18 protein-coding genes are annotated in these 18,163 nt (G+C 65.3%); 11 read left to right on the forward strand and 7 right to left on the reverse strand.

Annotated features, from left to right (window positions below; genetic code table 11):
* Positions 1–109: 109 nt before the first annotated feature.
* Together GDH07_RS32600 and GDH07_RS26120 are read left to right on the forward strand one after the other, a co-directional pair.
* Complete coding sequence (locus GDH07_RS32600) at positions 110–367, forward strand: YceK/YidQ family lipoprotein (protein WP_022639577.1); 258 nt, start codon at positions 110–112, stop codon at positions 365–367.
* Positions 368–435: 68 nt separating this feature from the next.
* Positions 436–807: a YceK/YidQ family lipoprotein gene (locus GDH07_RS26120; RefSeq protein WP_152899354.1), complete on the forward strand. Its 372-nt coding sequence runs from the start codon at positions 436–438 to the stop codon at positions 805–807.
* Between the two features lie 45 nt (positions 808–852).
* On the opposite strand, the gene GDH07_RS26125 is transcribed toward GDH07_RS26120, so the two are convergent.
* Positions 853–1,626: an EAL domain-containing protein gene (locus GDH07_RS26125; RefSeq protein ID WP_152899355.1), complete on the reverse strand. Its 774-nt coding sequence runs from the start codon at positions 1,624–1,626 to the stop codon at positions 853–855.
* 249 nt (positions 1,627–1,875) lie between these two features.
* Between GDH07_RS26125 and GDH07_RS26130 the strand changes: the two genes are divergently transcribed.
* Positions 1,876–2,877, forward strand: a complete 1,002-nt coding sequence (locus tag GDH07_RS26130; RefSeq protein ID WP_031320123.1) for an AraC family transcriptional regulator — start codon at positions 1,876–1,878, stop codon at positions 2,875–2,877.
* Positions 2,878–2,966: 89 nt separating this feature from the next.
* Here GDH07_RS26130 and GDH07_RS26135 read toward each other — a convergent pair whose 3' ends face one another.
* Positions 2,967–3,758, reverse strand: coding sequence for an AraC family transcriptional regulator (locus GDH07_RS26135; protein WP_031320125.1), 792 nt, complete (start codon positions 3,756–3,758; stop codon positions 2,967–2,969).
* Between the two features lie 87 nt (positions 3,759–3,845).
* Between GDH07_RS26135 and GDH07_RS26140 the strand changes: the two genes are divergently transcribed.
* Both GDH07_RS26140 and GDH07_RS26145 read left to right on the forward strand, forming a co-directional pair.
* Positions 3,846–4,844, forward strand: coding sequence for a bile acid:sodium symporter family protein (locus GDH07_RS26140; RefSeq protein WP_152899356.1), 999 nt, complete (start codon positions 3,846–3,848; stop codon positions 4,842–4,844).
* Between the two features lie 140 nt (positions 4,845–4,984).
* A complete protein-coding gene (locus GDH07_RS26145) occupies positions 4,985–6,013 on the forward strand; it encodes a leucine-rich repeat domain-containing protein (protein WP_152899357.1) in 1,029 nt (342 codons plus the stop codon).
* A 129-nt stretch (positions 6,014–6,142) separates the two neighbouring features.
* Here GDH07_RS26145 and GDH07_RS26150 read toward each other — a convergent pair whose 3' ends face one another.
* Positions 6,143–6,451, reverse strand: coding sequence for an AzlD family protein (locus tag GDH07_RS26150; RefSeq protein ID WP_152899358.1), 309 nt, complete (start codon positions 6,449–6,451; stop codon positions 6,143–6,145).
* Positions 6,441–7,154, reverse strand: coding sequence for an AzlC family ABC transporter permease (locus tag GDH07_RS26155; RefSeq protein ID WP_343038341.1), 714 nt, complete (start codon positions 7,152–7,154; stop codon positions 6,441–6,443). The genes GDH07_RS26150 and GDH07_RS26155 overlap by 11 nt, the downstream gene beginning before the upstream one ends.
* 171 nt (positions 7,155–7,325) lie before the next feature.
* Here GDH07_RS26155 and GDH07_RS26160 point away from each other — a divergent pair, with 171 nt between their 5' ends.
* Together GDH07_RS26160 and GDH07_RS26165 are read left to right on the forward strand one after the other, a co-directional pair.
* Entirely contained in the window at positions 7,326–8,201 is an 876-nt protein-coding gene (locus GDH07_RS26160) for a LysR family transcriptional regulator (RefSeq protein ID WP_152899359.1), read from the forward strand.
* Between the two features lie 66 nt (positions 8,202–8,267).
* Positions 8,268–8,888, forward strand: coding sequence for a LysE family translocator (locus GDH07_RS26165; protein ID WP_085598643.1), 621 nt, complete (start codon positions 8,268–8,270; stop codon positions 8,886–8,888).
* Between the two features lie 64 nt (positions 8,889–8,952).
* Here the strand turns inward: GDH07_RS26165 and GDH07_RS26170 are convergent, their stop codons facing one another.
* Together GDH07_RS26170 and ptrR are read right to left on the reverse strand one after the other, a co-directional pair.
* Positions 8,953–9,195 (reverse strand): hypothetical protein, encoded by a 243-nt coding sequence (locus tag GDH07_RS26170; protein WP_152899360.1) that lies wholly within the window; start codon positions 9,193–9,195, stop codon positions 8,953–8,955.
* 86 nt (positions 9,196–9,281) lie between these two features.
* A complete protein-coding gene (gene ptrR / locus GDH07_RS26175; RefSeq protein WP_343038342.1) occupies positions 9,282–10,160 on the reverse strand; it encodes a putrescine utilization regulator PtrR in 879 nt (292 codons plus the stop codon).
* Between the two features lie 100 nt (positions 10,161–10,260).
* On the opposite strand from ptrR, the gene GDH07_RS26180 reads away from it, so the two are divergent.
* Complete coding sequence (locus GDH07_RS26180) at positions 10,261–11,652, forward strand: aldehyde dehydrogenase family protein (RefSeq protein ID WP_022639590.1); 1,392 nt, start codon at positions 10,261–10,263, stop codon at positions 11,650–11,652.
* A gap of 49 nt (positions 11,653–11,701) precedes the next feature.
* Here GDH07_RS26180 and GDH07_RS26185 read toward each other — a convergent pair whose 3' ends face one another.
* Entirely contained in the window at positions 11,702–13,384 is a 1,683-nt protein-coding gene (locus GDH07_RS26185; protein ID WP_152899362.1) for an alpha/beta hydrolase, read from the reverse strand.
* 352 nt (positions 13,385–13,736) lie between these two features.
* On the opposite strand from GDH07_RS26185, the gene GDH07_RS26190 reads away from it, so the two are divergent.
* The 3 genes from GDH07_RS26190 to GDH07_RS26200 all read left to right on the forward strand — a co-directional run bounded on the left by GDH07_RS26190 (position 13,737) and on the right by GDH07_RS26200 (position 18,146).
* Positions 13,737–13,985 (forward strand): Arc family DNA-binding protein, encoded by a 249-nt coding sequence (locus GDH07_RS26190; protein WP_022639593.1) that lies wholly within the window; start codon positions 13,737–13,739, stop codon positions 13,983–13,985.
* Between the two features lie 233 nt (positions 13,986–14,218).
* Positions 14,219–16,411, forward strand: coding sequence for a TonB-dependent siderophore receptor (locus GDH07_RS26195; RefSeq protein WP_152899363.1), 2,193 nt, complete (start codon positions 14,219–14,221; stop codon positions 16,409–16,411).
* A gap of 310 nt (positions 16,412–16,721) precedes the next feature.
* A complete protein-coding gene (locus GDH07_RS26200; RefSeq protein WP_022639595.1) occupies positions 16,722–18,146 on the forward strand; it encodes an FAD-binding oxidoreductase in 1,425 nt (474 codons plus the stop codon).
* The last annotated feature ends 17 nt before the right edge of the window (positions 18,147–18,163 follow it).

Below are 18,163 nucleotides of genomic sequence, written 5' to 3' on the forward strand. Positions count from 1 at the left end.
TGATTTATCCGCGCCCAATCTAGCGCCCGCAGCGGGCTTCTGCGACCATGCGCGCGCAAAAAATCCCCGGCTAAGGAATGGCGCCATCAAACTCTTCAAACCCGCGCTCGTGTTCGCCCTGCTGGCATTGACCGGTTGTGGCACCCTCATCGCCCGCACCCCCGATGCCCATAGCGGCTACGACTACTACAAGGGCACCCAGGCCAACGTCGAGCTGCTGACCATGCGCGGCGCCACTGGCTACGACGGCTACACCACGCTGTTCTGCTGGATGAGCATCGTCTGCCCGGTGGTCGCCATCGTCAGCCTGCCGGTGGACCTGGTGGCCGACACCGCCCTGTTGCCCTACGACGCGCTGAACGACTGACCCTGTTCCAGCTTTCCCTCAAGCCCCCTTGTGGACTCACTATCATCCGAATCCTCAGTTCCCTGTTATTGCTCAATACCCTGCTGCTATCCGGCTGCGGCACCTACATGGCCCGCGGCGGCAGCCTGGACTGGCGCGACGATCGCTACTACCGCAGCACCCGGACCAGCGCCCAGGTACTCACCGGCTACGACATGGATGGCTACGGCCGCATGCTCACCGGCGGCTGCTGGGTCATGGTGGTATGCCCGATCGCAATCGTCGCCACCCTGCCGGCAGACGCCTTGCTCGACACCCTGTTGCTGCCCTATGACGCCGTGCAGCCGGAGCGCCCCAAGCGCAACATGAATTCGTCCAGCAAACACCCGAACATTGAAGATTCCCCACCCCTGGGCGAGCCCTTCCTGGACGTTGGCCAGCGCTGCGTGCCGCTGGCCTGAGCAGCGGCCTTGGCGGCTTGGCTGGCGTGACGAGGCGAAAGCGGATCAGGCCTGGTCCGGCACACACAGCTCAGGCATGGCCCGTTGCAACCGACAGGCACGCCCCAGGCGCTCCACCTGGGGCCGGCCAAACAGGTAGCCCTGCCCCCACTCGCCACCGCAGGCGCTGGCCAGGCTCTGGTCGGCAGCGCTTTCCACGCCCTCGACGATCACGCACGGAGCCAGGGTCTTGCACAACTGCACCAGGTGCCCAAGGGTCTGCACGCTGTTGGCCTCGCTGCGGGCACGCTGGATATAACCCTTGTCGATCTTGACGATATCCGGCCGGGTCTGGCGGATGAACTCCAGGGTACCCAGGCCCGCGCCAAAGTCGTCGATGGCCACTCGGCAGCCCAGCTCGCGCAGGCACAGGACGAATTCACTGGCTGCCTCGATGCTCGGGGGCGTGGCGCTCTCGGTGATCTCGATCACCAGCCGCGAAGCCAGCGACGGCGCCTCGCGCAGCAGGTCGAGGATGGCGAACCAGAACGAGTCGATGATGGCGCTGCGGGCCGAGATGTTGCAGCCCAGGCGCAGGCGCTCGTCCCGGCGCAGGCAGTCGATCACCGCGAGTACCACGGCCCGGTCCAGCTCACGCATCAGCGGCTGCGCCTCCAGCAGCGCCAGGGGATAGGCCTCGCCACCCTGGGCAGCGCCATGGCGCAGCAGCCCTTCGTAATACAGCACCCGATTGTGGTCCGGCAGCCAGACCACCGGCTGGAACGCCAGCATCAGGTGCCCTTCGGCCAGTTCGCGATAAAACTCTTTGCTGCTGTGCATGACAGATCCCTCGACAAGGCAACGGCACACCCTGGCAAGAGTGGCGCGGCAAAGCGCTTGCCGCGGTCACCCAAGGGTCCCTGCCCGAGCATGATCGACCCTCACTCAGGCCCGGAGGAAGTGTTCCCGGACACCTTTCGCTTGTCCTCGGAAACCTGCCTCCCTGCTTAATCGTCTGCGGCCTTTTGTTTATTGCAATCATGCCCGAGGCCGCATCGGCATCGTTTAGCCACCAGTCCAGGAAGACCTATGCACAGAATGACCAGCGCCAGCTTTCGGGTGCTCGCCGATGTCATGAGAGAGGGCGGCGCCAATGTCGACGCCCTGCTCAGGCAGTTCGGCAGCAGCCCCCAGGACGTTGATGAGAACCCCAAGGGCGTCAGGCTGGAACTGGTCTACCAGATGATGGGCGAGGCCTGTCGCCGTACCGGCAACCCGGACCTGGGCCTGCTGGCCTACGACAAGGCCCACCCGGCCAATCTCAAGGCGCTGGGGTATGCGGTGATGTCCTGCGCGACCCTGGGCACGGCGCTGCAACGCCTGGTGGACTACCACGCGCTGATCAGCAACGGTTTCTGCATGTGCCTGGAACGCAAGCCGCAGGCCATGCAATTGATCGGCTTCGATGTCACCGCCGAGCCTTCGTCGATCCCCCGGGCAGTGATTGATGCCGGGGCAGCCCAGACCCTGGGCCTGCTGCACTGGTTGCTGCCCCAGCACAAGCCACGCCCCCTGGCGGCGGCCTTCACCTACGCCGAGCCTGCGGATACCCGCGCCCTGCGCCGTCTGCTGGGGGACAACCTGCAGTTCTGCGCCCCGCACAACAGCCTGACCTTCAGCAGCCAGGACTGCGCCATCGAGCTACCCAGCGCCGACCCGGCCCTGGACGTGCTGCACACCGAATACGCCCGCACCCGGCTCAACGTGCTGCTCAGCGGTTCCATGACCGCAAGGGTGCGTCGGGCCCTTTCCGAATGCCTGGCCCGCGGCGCGCCCAGCGACCTGCCGCACATCGCCGAGATGGTCGGCGTCAGCGCCCGTGGCCTGCAGCGCCGCCTGGGCCACGAAGACGTGCATTTCTCGGCGCTACAAGACGAAGCCCGGTTGATGCTGGCCCACAGCTTCCTGCGCAATTCCATGCGCAGCGTGAAGTACATCGGCGCATTGTTGGGGTTTCGCGACCAGAGCAGTTTCCACAAGGCCTGCATCCGCTGGTTCGGCATGACCCCGGGGCGCTATCGCGAACAGTGAATGGGCCACCGGATACTGCCGGGGGTAGCCGCTGCCGCAGGCTGCGCACGGCTCGTGCCGAGTCGCCGGACGATGGCGCGGTTGCTGGTTCAGCCAAAGAATTCGCCCGGGGTCGCATCGAACTGTTGACGGAAGGCGGCAATGAAGGCCGAGGTGGAATCGTAGCCGCACGCCAGCGCCACGTCGGTGACCCGCTCGCCCTGCTCCAGCGGCGTCAAAGCGCCCAACAGGCGCAGGCGCTGGCGCCAGGCGCGGAAGGTCAACCCGGTGTCCTTGAGAAACAAGCGGCTGAGGGTCTTCTCGGTGACGCCGAGTTTCTGCCCCCACTGGCCCAGGGTGGTCTGCTGTTCGGGACGGGCCTGCAGGCTGCGGTAGATCGAACGCAAGCGCACGTCATGGGGCAGCGGCAGCATCAGGTCCAGCTGCGGCGCGGCGGCCAGCTGGTCCAGCAGCACCTGGGCCAGACGACCGTCGGCGCTGTCCTGCACGTACTCCACCGGCAGCTCGCTGAAGGCGCGGATCAGCTCGCGCAACAGGTCGCTGACCGCCAGTACCTGGCAGTTGTCGGTATCGGCCCAGGCGGTGACGCTGCAATCCAGGTACAGGCTGCGCATTTCGGTACGCGGCGAACTGAACACCCGATGCGGCACTCCGGCGGGAATCCACACCGCCCGTTGTGGCGGCGCGATGAAGCGCCCAGCGCTGGTCTGGATCTCCAGCACCCCGGCGATGGCATAGGACAACTGCACCCAGGGATGGCTGTGACGCCGGGTCAGGGCCCGGTTGGGCAAGGATTCAGTACGTCCGTACACCGGTCTCGGCAAGCTGGGAAGACCGGGAATACTGCGCCTGACGATCTTTTCATGTCCTTTAGGCGGCATTAACTGGCTCTTTGGCGTTAGTCGGTAGATGACAGGCACGTTAGAGTCGCCCCATCGCTCTTGGCAACCCCCCGGATGATCCTGCTCATGTCCCGCTCCCGCCTGTTACCCGACAACTTCACCCTGACCCTGATCGGCGTCGTCTTGCTGGCCAGCTTCCTGCCCGCCAGCGGCCAGGTGGCCACGGGCTTCGCCTGGCTGACCAACCTCGCCATCGGCCTGCTGTTCTTCCTCCACGGCGCCAAGCTCTCACGCGAGGCGATCATCGCCGGGGCTGGCCACTGGCGCCTGCACTTGCTGGTCATCGGCCTGACCTTCGTGCTGTTCCCGCTGCTGGGCCTGGCGCTCAAGCCGCTGCTCTCGCCCATGGTGGGCAAGGACCTGTACCTGGGCATGCTCTACCTCTGTGCTCTGCCGGCCACGGTGCAGTCGGCGATCGCCTTCACGTCCCTGGCCCGGGGCAATATCCCGGCGGCCATCTGCAGCGCCGCGGCCTCGAGCCTGTTCGGGATCTTCCTCACACCGCTGCTGGTGACCCTGCTGCTCAACGTCCACGGTGACAGCGGCTCGACCCTGGACGCGATCGTCAAGATCAGCGTGCAACTGTTGCTGCCGTTCATTGCCGGGCAGATCGCCCGGCGCTGGATCGGCGCCTGGGTCGGGCGCAACAAGGACTGGCTGAAGTTCGTCGACCAGGGCTCGATCCTGCTGGTGGTCTACGGGGCCTTCAGCGAGGCGGTGAACGAAGGCATCTGGCAGCAGATCCCGCTGTGGGACCTGGCCGGCCTGGTGGTGGCCTGCTGCATCCTCCTGGGCCTGGTGCTGCTGGCCTCCAGCTTCCTGGGCAAGCTGCTGGGCTTCGACCAGGAAGATCGCATCACCATCTTGTTCTGCGGCTCGAAGAAGAGCCTGGCCACCGGCGTACCCATGGCCCAGGTGCTGTTCGCCGGCAGCACCATGGGTGTACTGATCCTGCCGTTGATGCTGTTCCACCAGATCCAGCTGATGGTTTGCGCGGTATTGGCCCAGCGCTACGCCAAGCGCCCGGAATCGGTGAGCGAGCTGATGGGCCAGGTCGACCCATGAGCCACCAGGCGCCGGCCTTGTAGCCGCAACCGAGCCAGAGGCTGCGCCCCCGGGGCGCAGCCCTCGCCAATTGCTCGAGCGCGATACCCCAAGCCCCCATCGATGGCATGATGCTGCGCGCCAATCATCAAGGACCGTTGATGTTTTCCCATCGTATTCAAGCTCCCAGCCAGGCCGACCTGGACTTGCAGGTCTCTACCCACCTGGATGCCAGCCCCCAGGCCCGGCTCATCGTCCAGTTCGCCAGCCTCCAGCAATACGATCGCGCACTGCTTGCCCGGCTCGATGCGCTTTGCGCCCGCTATGGCGATCGGCTAATGGTTCGTTTCTACAGCCACCACCCGGGCAGCGCCTTCGATAGCCGGACCCTGCTGGCCTTGCCCAACGCCCACGCCCTGAGCCTGGACTGCCTCGATACCCTGGAGCATTTCGAGGCCATCGCCAGCCTGTCCAGGCTGCGACACTTCGAGCTGCAAGTGATCAGCGCCGATCTGCCCGGCCTGCTGGCCCTGCCCAATCTCAGGCACCTGCAAACCCTGCGGATCTCCCTGGACAAAGGCCCGCCCCTGGATCTGGCGCCCATTGGCCAGATGCGTGAGCTGCACCGGCTGTCCATCAGCGTGCAGGACCACAACCTGGATGTACTGGGCCAGTGCCCGGGCATCCACAGCCTGAGCCTGCATCGCATGTCGGCCAAGACGCCCCTGGGCATGGTGGCCGGCATGGCTGGCCTGCATAGCCTGTCGGTTAGTTTCGGCAGCCGCGAAACCATGCCGGAACTGCATCACGAGCAGCTGCGGGAGCTGGATATCCTGCGGGTGCGCGGCCTGAGTCAACTGGACCTGGGCGGTTTCCCGCAACTGCAAGTGCTGAAGATCGAGGATCAGGCGCAGTTGGGCCGCCTGGATCTGCGAGGCTGCCCGCAACTGCAGCTGCTGCACCTGGCCAACCTCAAGGCCCTGGGTGAGATCAAGGGCCTGGAAAGCTCGCAGGTCAGCGATTTGCGCCTGATCAGGACTCCGGCCCTGGATATGCTGGCGTTGCTCGCAGGACAACTGCCGCCCACCGTGCAGTACCTCAAGTTGTTCAGTGGCAAGCGCGCCGTGGACAAACAGATCGAAGCCAGGCAACAGCAACTGGGCATCCCCGCACCTCGCGGCTCCTTCTGAGCCGGCGCCCCCTCCTCATACGCTTGATGGGGAAATCACGATGTTCCTGCTCCCGATTTCGAACCCGACAAGGGCGCTGGGCTCTATCTGGCGCTGGTCCGCTGCAAGGCCTGAGCAGCACCAGCGCCCTCACAATGCCCGCAGCAATCCTGCGGCGACTATGCCGGCGGCAATCGCCGGCAGGGGTTTCTTCAACAGCAGCATGATCACCGCGGTGGTCAGCAAGGCCAGCCGCGCGCCGCTGTCGCCGGTGACCGCCAGCGGGGCCAGGACCGCCACCAGGACCGAGCCGGACATGGCCCCGATGAACTGCCGCACTCGCTGGTTGATCGGCACGCAGGACATCACCAATACGCCGCCCCAGCGTGTGGCCAGGGTCACCACGGCCATGATCGACACAATGAGCAACAAGCCCGAACCGCTGGTTTCAATGTGCATGCTGCTCCATCCATAACGCTCCGACGATACCCCCGCACAAGGCTCCGGCCACCACATGGGTGTTCTCCGGCAGGTAGCGGTAGGCCAACAGCGCTGAACCGGCGGCGACACTCCAGATGACCAGCAGGCGCAGGCTCTTCTGGCCGCCGATCACCATGGCCAGCAGGAAGCAGCCCATTACCATGTCCAGGCCCAGACTCACCGGATCGTGCAGCGAACTACCCAGGTACAGGCCCAGCCAACTGCCAGCGACCCAGGTCGACCACAGCGCGAGACCTCCCCCGAACAACAGGCCCAATCCCGGCTTGCCGGCATCGAAGGCCTGCATCGACATGGCCCAGTTGGCATCGGAGACCACCAGCATCACCCCATAGCGCTGGCCGCGCGGCAGCTCCTTGAGCCAGGGATACAGGGTCGCGCCCATCAGCAGGTGCCGAGCGTTGATGGCGAAGACCGTCAGCACCAGGGGCAGCAGCGGCACCTGGGCTCCCCACAGGTCGAGTACCGCGAACTGCGCCGCCCCGGCGAACACCAGGGTGCTCATCAGCACTATGGTTGAGCGATCCAGGCCCGCCTGCACCGCTGCCAGGCCGAAGGCGGCACCGAAGATCATCACGAACAGGGAAATGGGTAGCAGGCGCCTGAAGCCATCCAGCACCTCATGGAACTGCAGCGCGGGGACGGTTTTATCGATGCTCAGCACAATCAGGCTTCCTTTGGCTGGCGGCACCGCAGTCGGGTGCACGCAGGGTTCGACAGGCGCGGCGCGAGGCCCGCGCAACGGACAGGCGGGCACTATCTACCAGACGTAATGCAGCGAAAAGCGCATAATTCGCCTGCATAGCATTCGCTTATCGAATACGAGAGTCGCCCCATGAAACAACAGGATCTGCAGCTCGACTGGCTCAAGTGCTTTGTCGCGGTGGTGGATAACGGGTCGTTGTCCGGTGCCGCGCCACAGGTTCATCGCTCGCAATCGGCCATCAGCATGCAGTTGAAAAAACTCGAAGCCGCGGTCGGCCGCCAGTTGCTGCTGCGCGATGCCCGGCACCTGCAACTGACCGCCGATGGCCAGGTGCTGCTGGGTTACGCCCGGCGCCTGCTCGACCTGCATGCCGATGCGCAAACGGCCTTCCACGGTGCTGAGCTGGCGGGGCGGGTGCGCCTCGGGGTGCCGGACGACTACGCGGCCAAATACCTGACCCCGGCGCTCAAGCGCTTCGCTCCGCGCCACGGAGCGGTGGAAATCGAGCTGGACTGCGAGCAGTCGACATCGCTGATCCCCCGGGTGGAGCAAGGCGAGCTCGACCTGGCGCTGATCTCCCGCGATCACTCGCGACGCGGCACCCTGCTGTTCCATGAACCCATGGTCTGGGTCGGCTCTCCGCAGTTCGATGTCTGGCGCCGCGACCCGCTGCCGATCGCCGTGTACGAAAGCGTCAGCCTGGCCAGGCGCAGTGCGATCAACTCACTGGCCCTGCAGGGCCGCGAGTACCGGGTGGTCTACAACAGTTCCAGCCTGGCCGGGCAGATCGCCGCGGTGGAGAGCGGCCTGGCGGTGGCGGCCCTGACCCGTTGCAGTGTCCCGGAACATTTGCAGATACTCGGCGACCAGGAGCGCTTGGGCCCGCTGGAACCGATGCAGGTGGCGGTGTATCGCAGCCGTGCCAGCAAAGGCTCCAGGCCTGTCGACCACCTGCAGCAGCTGTTGATCAAGACCTTGCGGATCTCGACCTTCCAGCAGGCCTGAGATTGCCCGACCTACCCTGCCCGCCTGCCAAGGTGGGCCCCAATACCACTTGCAGAGCCCATGCCCATGACCGTCGCCGACAACCTCCTGGCCTTCACCCTGGCCGCCACCCTGCTGACCCTGACCCCAGGGCTGGATACCGCCCTGGTACTGCGCACCGCCACGGTGGAGGGCAAGCGCCAGGCACTGCGGGCGGCCCTGGGCATCAACGCCGGCTGCCTGTTGTGGGGCGCTGCGGTGGCGTTCGGCCTAGGAGCCCTGATCGCGGTGTCGGAACTGGCCTTCAACCTGCTCAAGTACTGCGGCGCCGCCTACCTGGCCTGGCTCGGGGTGCACATGCTGCTGCGTCCGCGCCGCACCTTTGCCCCCGCAGGCACCGACGCCAAGCCCGGTGCCAACTGGTTTCTCAAGGGCATGCTGGGCAATGTGCTCAATCCCAAGGTGGGGATTTTCTATGTGTCCTTTCTGCCGCAGTTCATTCCCCAGGGGCAGCCGCTGGTGGCCTGGACCTTCGCCCTGGTGAGCATCCATGTGATGCTCGGGCTGATCTGGTCACTGCTGCTGATTGGCGCTACTCGCTCCCTGAGCGGGGTGCTGCGACGGGAAAAGGTGATTCAGTGGATGGATCGCACCACCGGCATGATCTTCGTGCTGTTCGCGGCGCGCCTGGCCTTGAGCAGGCGCTGAGAAACCGCTCCCGGCCACTGCCCGGCGCTCTCGAAACCCACCGCTGGCGCGCCGAGACGGCCTCTCAGGCTCGGCTTTCGCGCCGATACTGCTGCCATTGCGCCCAGCAGTCCTCGGCCACCAGATCGCGATAGCCCCGCTCGTTTTCCATGCTCAGTGCCACCTCCACCGGCACCGCGATGCAGGCGGCGCTGTGACGAATCTCCAGCACTTCGGCTTCGGTCAGGGGCGTGCCCTTGGTGGTCTCGGCATTGAGCAACACCGCCACCAACGCCGGCACGAACACAAGGCAAAGCTGATCGGTCATGACTCATCTCCAGGTGCGGGGCAAAGGCCGCAAGCCTACACAAATCGCACCGACGCAGCCATCGAGCGAGGGCCGGGCAACCCCATTCATCCCTCAGCCAGCACGGCCCCCCGCTCCTCCAGCAACTTCACAAAACGGCTCAAGCTCTGGGACACCGTGCCGCGCCGCCAGACCAGCCAGGTCTGCAGGTAACGAAAGCGCGCAGACAAGGGCCAGACGCTGACCGTGGCCGCCCCGGGCATGCTTTCCAACATGCTGCGCGGCATCAGCGCCAACCCGGCGCCGGCGCTGACACACGCCAGCATGCCGTGGTAGGACTCCATCTCGTGGATCTTGCCCGGCACCGCGGCGTCCTGGGTGAACCAGCTCTCGAAATGGTGGCGATAGGAGCAGTTGGCGCGAAAGGCGTAGATGCTTTCACCGTTGACCTCCCGCGCCCGGGTGATGGGGACATGGCCCAGGGGCGCGATCAGGACCATTTCCTCCTCGAACACCGGCAGCCCTTCCAGGGTCGGATGGCGCAACGGGCCATCGACGAACGCCGCCACCAATCGGCCGGACAACACGCCTTCGAGCATGGTCCCCGAGGGGCCGGTGGACAGGTCCAGCTCGACCTTGGCGTATTGCTGGTTGTAGGCCGCCAGCAACGCCGGGATGCGCACCGCCGCGGTACTTTCCAGGGAGCCCAGGGCAAAGGGCCCCTGGGGTTCTTCGCCAGCCACGGTCAGGCGCGCCTCGGCCACCAGGTCGAGGATGCGCCGGGCATAGTCGAGGAAGTTCCAGCCAGCGGGCGACAAGCGCATGCGGCTCTTCTCGCGGATGAACAGCTCCACGCCCAAGTCCTGCTCCAGCTGCTTGATGCGCGTGGTCAGGTTCGACGGCACTCGATGGATCAACTGCGCCGCGGCGCTGATGCTGCCTTGCTCGGCAACGGCCTTGAAAATCTCCAGCTGGACCAGATCCACTGCATTCTCCAATCGTGAACGACTTGCTCAATATTATTCAGTTTTCAGCAAAGAACCAGCCCCGTAACCTGCTGCCATTCCCACCTTGCAGGACGGTGCCATGACCTCTGTTTCCAGCCATACCCATGCCCTGTCGATCAACCCCGCCACCGGCGAGCGGATCGGCGCCTACCCCTATCAGTCGGATGTCGCCCTGGACGCCGCCCTGGAACGGGCCCGCCATGGTTTCGGCCAGTGGAGGCGCCTGGACGTCGCCAACCGCGCCGGCTACCTGGTGGCCCTGGCCCAGGTCCTGCGCGACAGCAGCGAAACCCTGGCCCGCATGATCACCCAGGAAATGGGCAAGCCCCTGGCCCAGGCCCGGGGCGAAATCGAGAAATGCGCCCAGCTGTGCCTGTGGTACGCCGAGCACGGCCCGGCCATGCTGGCCCCGGAAGCGACCCTGGTGGAACACCACAAGGCCCGCATCGAGTACCGGCCGCTGGGGCCGATCCTGGCGGTGATGCCGTGGAACTTCCCCATCTGGCAAGTGCTGCGCGGCGCAGTACCGGCGCTGCTGGCCGGCAACACCTACGTGCTCAAGCACGCGCCGAACGTCATGGGCAGCGCCTACCTGCTGCTGGAAGCCATGCACAAGGCCGGCTTCCCCGAGGGGGTCTTCGAGCTGGTCAACGTCACCCCGGACGGCGTGTCCCGGGCCATCGCCGACCCACGCATCGCCGCCGTGACCCTGACCGGCAGCGTGCGCGCCGGCATCGCCATTGGTGCCCAGGCCGGTGCCGCACTGAAGAAATGCGTGCTGGAACTGGGCGGCTCCGACCCCTTCATCGTGCTCGACGACGCCGACCTGGACGAAGCGGTCAAGGCCGCGGTGGTCGGCCGTTACCAGAATACCGGGCAGGTCTGCGCCGCCGCCAAGCGCCTGATCATCGAGCAAGGCGTGGTGGAGGAGTTCACCCGGCGCTTCGTCGAGGCCACCCGCGCCCTGGTGATGGGCGACCCGCTAGCCGGCGACACCTACATCGGCCCCATGGCCCGCTTCGACCTGCGCGACGAACTGCACCAGCAGGTCGAGGCGACCCTGGCCGAAGGCGCCAGCCTGTTGCTGGGCGGCGTCAAGCCCGCAGGCGCGGGCAACTATTACCCGCCCACGGTGCTGGCCGGCGTCACCGACCAGATGACCTCGTTCAAAGAGGAGCTGTTCGGTCCGGTGGCCTCGATCATCACCGCTCGCGACGCCCAACACGCCCTGGAACTGGCCAACGACAGCGAGTTCGGCCTGACCGCAACCCTGTTCACCGCCGACCTGGAGCGCGCCCGGCAAATGACCGACGAACTGGAAACCGGTGGTGTGTTCATCAACGGCTATAGCGCCAGCGACCCGCGGGTGACTTTCGGCGGCGTGAAGAAAAGCGGCTTCGGCCGTGAACTCTCGCACTTTGGCGTGCGTGAATTCTGCAACGCCCAGACCGTGTGGCTGGATCGGCGCTGAGCCCGCCGCTACATAGCCCGGCCGGCCCCACAAGGGCCGGGCCGCAGGCTCAGACCGTATCCAGCACGAAGTACAACACCAGGATCCCGAGGATCACCAGGCCTTCATGGTCATGGCTGAAGCCCCACCAGGCCCCATAGGTCGCCAGGCCGACCAACACCGCCAAGCCCAGGGCGAAACCGGACATCTTCAGGCGGAACCAGAACGAAGGCCGATGGCACAGGTCGGCGCCCGTGGGTTCCGGCAGCAGCGGATCGGTGGTGGCAGGAGCCAACAGGTACTCGACGATCTTCGGCTGGTTGGGACGCTGCAAGGGTTTGCCATGATCCCCCTTGAACCACAGGGTCTGGGCCTGGGGCAGAGAGTTTTCGAGCTCGTCGAACCCATCGACGCCGCCGGTGCCGACATCGCGAAAACCGATCAGGTGCAGGCCCCTGCACAACCCGCCTACCGGCCAGTCCTCGGAACTGCACTGGTTCGCCACGGTACACACCTGGCGCGCCAGCATCCGCTGCCAGGGAAACTCCCGGGGCAGGACGCTGCCGGCCAGGTACACCCGGTCGAACATCAGGGATGACACCTCCAGCAAGCTCGTCCCCAGGATGTAGGTGCCATTACTGTGGCCAATGAAATGGAATCTCACGTCCGGATTGCGCGCCACGTGGTAGCTGTAGCGGTCGAGGAACCAGGACAGGTTGCGCCGGCGAATCCAGGGCAAGGCGAACTTGATCGCGGAAAACCAGCCATAGGTAGAACGATCCACCAGCACCGCCGGCTCTCTTTGGGCAACCGCGCAGCTTGCCCCGGCGGCTGGCGGCGAGCCGTCCTGATCGGCCTTGCAGCGTTGCTCGATGGCCTCGGCCAGGTCGGTGACCCAGCCGGCGTTACCGTCGCGGATACCATGCAGCACGAACACCACGCGTCCTGGCCCGCTGGCCTCCGCCTCCTCTGCCTGGCTGGGGTCATGTGCCAGGGGGTCGGGGTTCTGGAAGACCGCCAGGATCTGGGTGAAGCCGGCGGCGCCAGGGGGCGCCGCCGGATCGAACAGGTTGCTGTGGTCAGCCCCGGCGATAGTCAGCGTATAGGAGTTGGCGAACGCCTCGGTGTCACGAACGTCCTCGCGGGCCACCACGCCATCGATATCCCCGAGGAACTGCACCACGAAAGGCCGGTGCTCATCGCCCCGCTCATGGAAATGACGCATCCAGGACAGGCGCAGGTCAGTTACGAAGAACGAGCCCTTTTCCAGTTCCATCAACCAGCCCAGGCTGAACCAGGACGGCGGCTTGAGCAGCAACCACTGCAGCGAGACCAGCTTCATCAACGCCAGCCCCAGGGCCCAGCTGGCGGTGGCATAGGGGCGAAACCCGCGATTGATGGAGGCGAACAACAGTACCGACTCGACCTTTTCCCACCACCCATGCTTCTGCGGATAATCCGGGTAGGCACCTGCCGCCAGCAGGTAGGCGTCGCGCACGATCATGCCGCCGGCGCTGTGCCCGACCAGGATGATCCGCGGGTATGCCTTGGCCAACCGCTCGATCTGCTCCAGCAGCTGGTTGCTCAGGTCACGCACCCGGGCCTTGCGGAAGATGTTTCCCGGCCCCCGGGTATCGTGGTAATGCCAATCTCCGGTGATGCCGTGCTCCTGCAACCGGGCCTCGAGTCGCTTCCAGCCGCCATGATGATTGCCAAGGCCACCAACCACGATGATGAGCGGGTGTTCATGCATGGAATGTCTCCCTGAAAGCAGCAGCCAGTCATAGCGTTGCGCCACCCTAGGTATAGGTGGTTTTCCGCAAACCGCTACCGGTGTTTCGCCAGGTCCTGGGAGCTCGGCCCTGGGAAGCTTGCGCTTCGGGCTGGCCTGTTTCGACCCAAGCGTGGATGGAACGATTGGGGCTGAACGGGCTGCGATATGTACCTGAACGCTAGGCAGGTGGTCAGGACCAGCCCCGGTGTTGGGGCTCGATGATTGCCTACTGCTTGCCCAGCACAATCAGCACTTCTTTCAGAATTTTCCTGAAGCCACCCCGCCCATGGCCTTTTTATGATGCGATTTTTTAACCGCTCGGAAATACGCTATGCGCGCACAGGTCCAGAAATTCATCGTCCGTCTTCCCGATGACTTGCATGCGCAGGTCAAGCGCGTCGCCAGGCAGGAAAACCGCAGCATGAACCACGAAATCGTCGACCGCCTGGAGAAGTCCCTGGCCAACGACGATGCCCGCAACATAGACGACAAGCTGGTGGCCCTGCTGCTGCGCCGGGTCGAGTTCCTGGAAAGACAGATCGAAACCCTGCAGAAGGCCAGCGAGGAGTCCAAGCGCTGACCCCACCCTCGTCGGTGACAATCACCGCTCTGTCGCCCTGCTTCATCGCCTCTTCCGCCTTTACCCCATCACCGCACCTTGTATGATGGCGCCAGCCCGAAAACCGCGCACCGATCGTCGCCCAAACCGACTCGCCAGCCTGCGGTTTCCCCTGCCCGCACAGCTCACCGAACACCAGCTCCAGGAATGCCCTGGCGCCTGCCACGGAACAGGCTGGCCCTCAAGGAACGCCCATGAACCGCATCCACCCGACCGCCCCAGCGCCAGCGCGCACCGCCGGGCACACCCTCAATCGCCTGACCCTCGGCCTGTTGCTGGCCGCCAGCACCAGCGCTGCAGGTGCTGCCACCGAACTACCGACCCAGACTGTCAGCGCTACCCAGGCCTACGGCTACCGCAGCGACAGTGCCTCGGTGGGCAGCTTCGACGAAGCGCCGCTGCTGGACACTCCGGCATCCATCAGCGTGATCAACGAGGACATGATCAAGGACCAGCAGGCACGGCTGCTCAGCGAAGTGCTGCGTAACGATGCCTCGGTAGGCCAGAGCTACGCACCGGTGGGCTACTACGAGAACTTCGAGGTACGTGGCTTTGCCCTGAATGCCGCCAGCAGCTACAAGATCAACGGCCGCACCATCACTGGCGAGCAGAACGTGGCCCTGGAAAACAAGCAGCGGGTGGAGTTGCTCAAGGGCCTGTCCGGCCTGCAGAGCGGCGTCAGCGAACCCGGCGGGCTGATCAACTACGTGACCAAACGACCCACGGATATTCGCTCGGTCACCGTCTCCACCGACGATCGCGGCAGCGGCTACCTGGCCACCGATGTCGGCGGCTGGTTCGGCAGCGAGCAGCAGTTCGGCCTGCGGGCCAACCTGGCCCACGAAGACCTGCATTCCTATGTCGAACACGCCAACGGCCAACGGGATTTCGCCTCACTGGCCTTCGACTGGAACATCAGCCCCAATGCCCTGCTGCAACTGGACATCGAATACCAGAACAAGGAGCAGCGCTCGGCCCCTGGCTACCAGCTGCTGGGCGGGTCGGCGCTGCCGCACCACGCCTCGCCGAAGAAGCTGCTGGCCCACCAGAGCGGCTCGAAACCGGTGACCAACGAATCGCTGAACATCAGCGGCAACTTCGAGTACCGCTTCAACGACGACTGGAAAGGCAACTTGAGCGCCTCGCGTAGCCGGGTGGTGATCGATGACTACAGCTCGTTTGCGTGGGGGTGCTACAAATCCACCAGTTGCTCTGATATCGCAGTGCCTAATTTTTTCAGCCCGGAAGGCAACTACGATATCTACGATTTCCGTAGCCCCGACGACACCCGTCGCAACGATGAAATCCAGGCAGTGCTCAATGGTCGTTTCGATGCAGGAGGACTGGGGCATGAGCTGAGCCTGGGCACCAGCGCGTTCCGCCGAGTGGTAGATCGACGTGAACCTATCAACGAATCGTTCGACAGCGGCAATATCAATAGCGAACCCGATACCCTCCGCCGCTACGCTGGGGCCCTCAACGACTCCCACAAACGCCTGGACAGTCGCCAGTACGGCCTGTTCTTCAGCGACCGCATCAGTTTCAACGAGCAATGGCAGACCGTTCTGGGTGGGCGTGAAGTGCGCCTGGATGAAGAAAGCTTCGACACCAATGGCATGCGTGAACGCCATACCCAGCGCTACATGTTCCTGCCCCAGGCGGCGCTGATCTACAAGCCGGTGGCCAACCTGTCGCTCTACACCCAGTACGGCAAGGGCCTGTCCCTGGGCGGGCAAGCCCCCTGGTACGCCAGAACCGATGGTGGTGGCAGCACCCTAGCCCCCACCGTATCGCGGCAGATCGAGACCGGGGTCAAGTACGACTGGCAGCGCATGAGCTTCACCGCCGCGTTGTTCCAGATGCGCCAGGCCTACCAGTACGCGCGCCCGGACGGCGATGGCCAGTTCACCTATATCCAGCAAGGTCAGCAAAAGAACACCGGTCTGGAACTCTCGGCCAATGGCTGGGCCACCCAGCGCTTGCAGATCGCCGCCAGCGTCGCGGCGATTCGCGCGCGGGTCGAAGGCACCGGCACCCCGGCCTACGAAGGCCATCAGGCCCTCAACGTGCCGCGCCTGCGGGCCAGCCTCCAGGGCGACTACGCCCTGCCCTGGCTCGACGGCCTGGCCCTGCTGGGCGGGATGCAATACAGCGCCAGCAAGTACGCCGACCGCACGGGCAACGTCAGCGCCGGCAGCTACGCGATCTTCAACATCGGCAGCCGCTACAGCACCCGCATCGATGGTTACGACACGGTGTTCCGCCTGACCGTGGACAACCTGTTCGACAAGCGCTACTGGCGTGACGTCGGCGAGTACCTGGGCGACGACTACCTGTTCCAGGGCGCACCGCTGAGCGCACGCCTGAGCGCCTCGATCAACTTCTGACCCCGCGCCTCGTCCCAAAGCCTGCGGCAGCGGCCACACAAAACACCTGTAGCCGCTGCCAAGCCCGCGAGGCTGCGACCGGGCGCGCAGCGCCCGCAAACCCTGGCGACACGATTTACCGGCCCCGCGCCTCGTCCCGAGGCGTGCGCAGCCTGCGCCAGCGCCTACACGAAGCCTTGGCCGCCATCTGCCCTCGCGATAAGGCCATCTCCAATCTGCATGACCGATGCCTCGTTCATGCAGTTAGGATATGGGCAACTCCCCACCCTGGCCCGGCCAGCGGTGCGCACAATAAACCGGAGATCGCCCGATGCTGCCCCCTGCCTTCGCTACCCCCGACGTCCCGCCGCTGCCCGCCGCCCTGGTGGACGAACTCACCAACCTCTTGGGCTCGCGCCTGAGCCTTGCCGCCAGCGTGCGCGAACACCACGGCCAGGACATCTCGGCGCTGGATCCCATGCCGCCCCAGGCCGTGGCCTTCGTCAATCATCTCGACGAAATCATCGCCGTGCAGCAGGCCTGCCACCGCCATCGGGTGCCGATCATTCCCTACGGCAGCGGCAGCTCCCTGGAAGGTTGGGTCCATGCCCTGCATGGCGGGGTCTGCATCGACCTGTCGGGCATGAACCAGATCCTCGAGATCCGCGTCGACGACATGGACGCCACCGTGCAACCGGGGGTGACTCGCAAGCAGCTCAACGCCGCGCTGCACGGCACCGGCTTGTTCTTCCCCATCGACCCTGGTGCCGACGCCTCCCTGGGCGGCATGGCGGCAACCCGCGCCTCAGGCACCAACGCCGTGCGCTACGGCACCATGCGCGAAAACGTCCTGGCCCTGAACGCGGTGCTGGCCGATGGTCGGGTCCTGCAAGCCGGCGGCCGGGCGCGTAAATCCTCTTCGGGTTATGACCTCACCCACCTGCTGGTGGGCTCCGGCGGCACCCTGGCCACGGTGGCCGAACTGACGGTGAAACTGCACCCGATCCCCGAAGCGATTTGCGCCGCGATATGCAACTTCCCCAGCGTCGACCAAGCAGTGCGCACGGTGATCCAGGCCATCCAGCTGGGGGTGCCGATCGCCCGCATCGAACTGATCGACGCCCTCACCGTGCGCGCCCTGAATGCCTACAGCAAAACCCAATTGAACGAGGCACCGGGGCTGTTCTTCGAACTGCATGGCTCGCAGTCCTCGGTCAAGGAACAGGTGGAGACCATCCGCCTGCTGGCCGACGAACACGGCGGCCAGGATTTCGAGTGGGCGGTGCACCCGGAAGACCGCAGCCGCCTGTGGCAGGCCCGGCACGACGGCTATTTCGCCGCCCTGGCCCTGCGCCCCGGCTGTCGCGCCCTGACCACCGACGCCGTGGTGCCGATCTCGCGCCTGGCCGAATGCATCGAGGCCACCGCTGCCGACCTGCGAGAACAAGAGTTGTTGGCGCCGATCTTCGGCCATGTCGGTGACGGCAATTTCCATGCGGTGATCCTGGTGGATCCAGACAGCCCCGACGAACTGCAACGGGCCGAGGCCGTGGCCCAGCGCCTTGCGCAAAGGGCCATCGCCATGCAGGGCTCCTGCACTGGCGAGCACGGAGTCGGGCTGACCAAGCAAGGCTTCATGGGCCTGGAACACGGGCAACACGCCATGGACGCCATGGCGGCGATCAAGGCCGCCCTCGATCCGCTGCAACTGATGAACCCGGGCAAGATCTTCCCCCGGGGCCCCGTGGCCAACTAGGGCCTGGCCCGCAAGGA

This window comes from Pseudomonas piscis (genome assembly GCF_009380155.1).
In the GTDB taxonomy this organism is placed as follows: domain Bacteria; phylum Pseudomonadota; class Gammaproteobacteria; order Pseudomonadales; family Pseudomonadaceae; genus Aquipseudomonas; species Aquipseudomonas piscis.

Excerpts from the sequence above, each read along its gene's own strand:
- GDH07_RS26135 (WP_031320125.1), bottom strand. The coding sequence starts at position 3,758 with ATGCCGCCTAAAGGACATGAAAAGATCGTCAGGCGCAGTATTCCCGGT.
- GDH07_RS26145 (WP_152899357.1), top strand. The coding sequence starts at position 4,985 with ATGTTTTCCCATCGTATTCAAGCTCCCAGCCAGGCCGACCTGGACTTG.
- GDH07_RS26125 (WP_152899355.1), bottom strand. The coding sequence starts at position 1,626 with ATGCACAGCAGCAAAGAGTTTTATCGCGAACTGGCCGAAGGGCACCTG.
- GDH07_RS26165 (WP_085598643.1), top strand. The coding sequence starts at position 8,268 with ATGACCGTCGCCGACAACCTCCTGGCCTTCACCCTGGCCGCCACCCTG.
- GDH07_RS26180 (WP_022639590.1), top strand. The coding sequence starts at position 10,261 with ATGACCTCTGTTTCCAGCCATACCCATGCCCTGTCGATCAACCCCGCC.
- GDH07_RS26140 (WP_152899356.1), top strand. The coding sequence starts at position 3,846 with ATGTCCCGCTCCCGCCTGTTACCCGACAACTTCACCCTGACCCTGATC.
- GDH07_RS26150 (WP_152899358.1), bottom strand. The coding sequence starts at position 6,451 with ATGCACATTGAAACCAGCGGTTCGGGCTTGTTGCTCATTGTGTCGATC.
- GDH07_RS26185 (WP_152899362.1), bottom strand. The coding sequence starts at position 13,384 with ATGCATGAACACCCGCTCATCATCGTGGTTGGTGGCCTTGGCAATCAT.
- GDH07_RS26170 (WP_152899360.1), bottom strand. The coding sequence starts at position 9,195 with ATGACCGATCAGCTTTGCCTTGTGTTCGTGCCGGCGTTGGTGGCGGTG.
- GDH07_RS26195 (WP_152899363.1), top strand. The coding sequence starts at position 14,219 with ATGAACCGCATCCACCCGACCGCCCCAGCGCCAGCGCGCACCGCCGGG.
- GDH07_RS26200 (WP_022639595.1), top strand. The coding sequence starts at position 16,722 with ATGCTGCCCCCTGCCTTCGCTACCCCCGACGTCCCGCCGCTGCCCGCC.
- GDH07_RS26160 (WP_152899359.1), top strand. The coding sequence starts at position 7,326 with ATGAAACAACAGGATCTGCAGCTCGACTGGCTCAAGTGCTTTGTCGCG.
- GDH07_RS26130 (WP_031320123.1), top strand. The coding sequence starts at position 1,876 with ATGCACAGAATGACCAGCGCCAGCTTTCGGGTGCTCGCCGATGTCATG.
- GDH07_RS26190 (WP_022639593.1), top strand. The coding sequence starts at position 13,737 with ATGCGCGCACAGGTCCAGAAATTCATCGTCCGTCTTCCCGATGACTTG.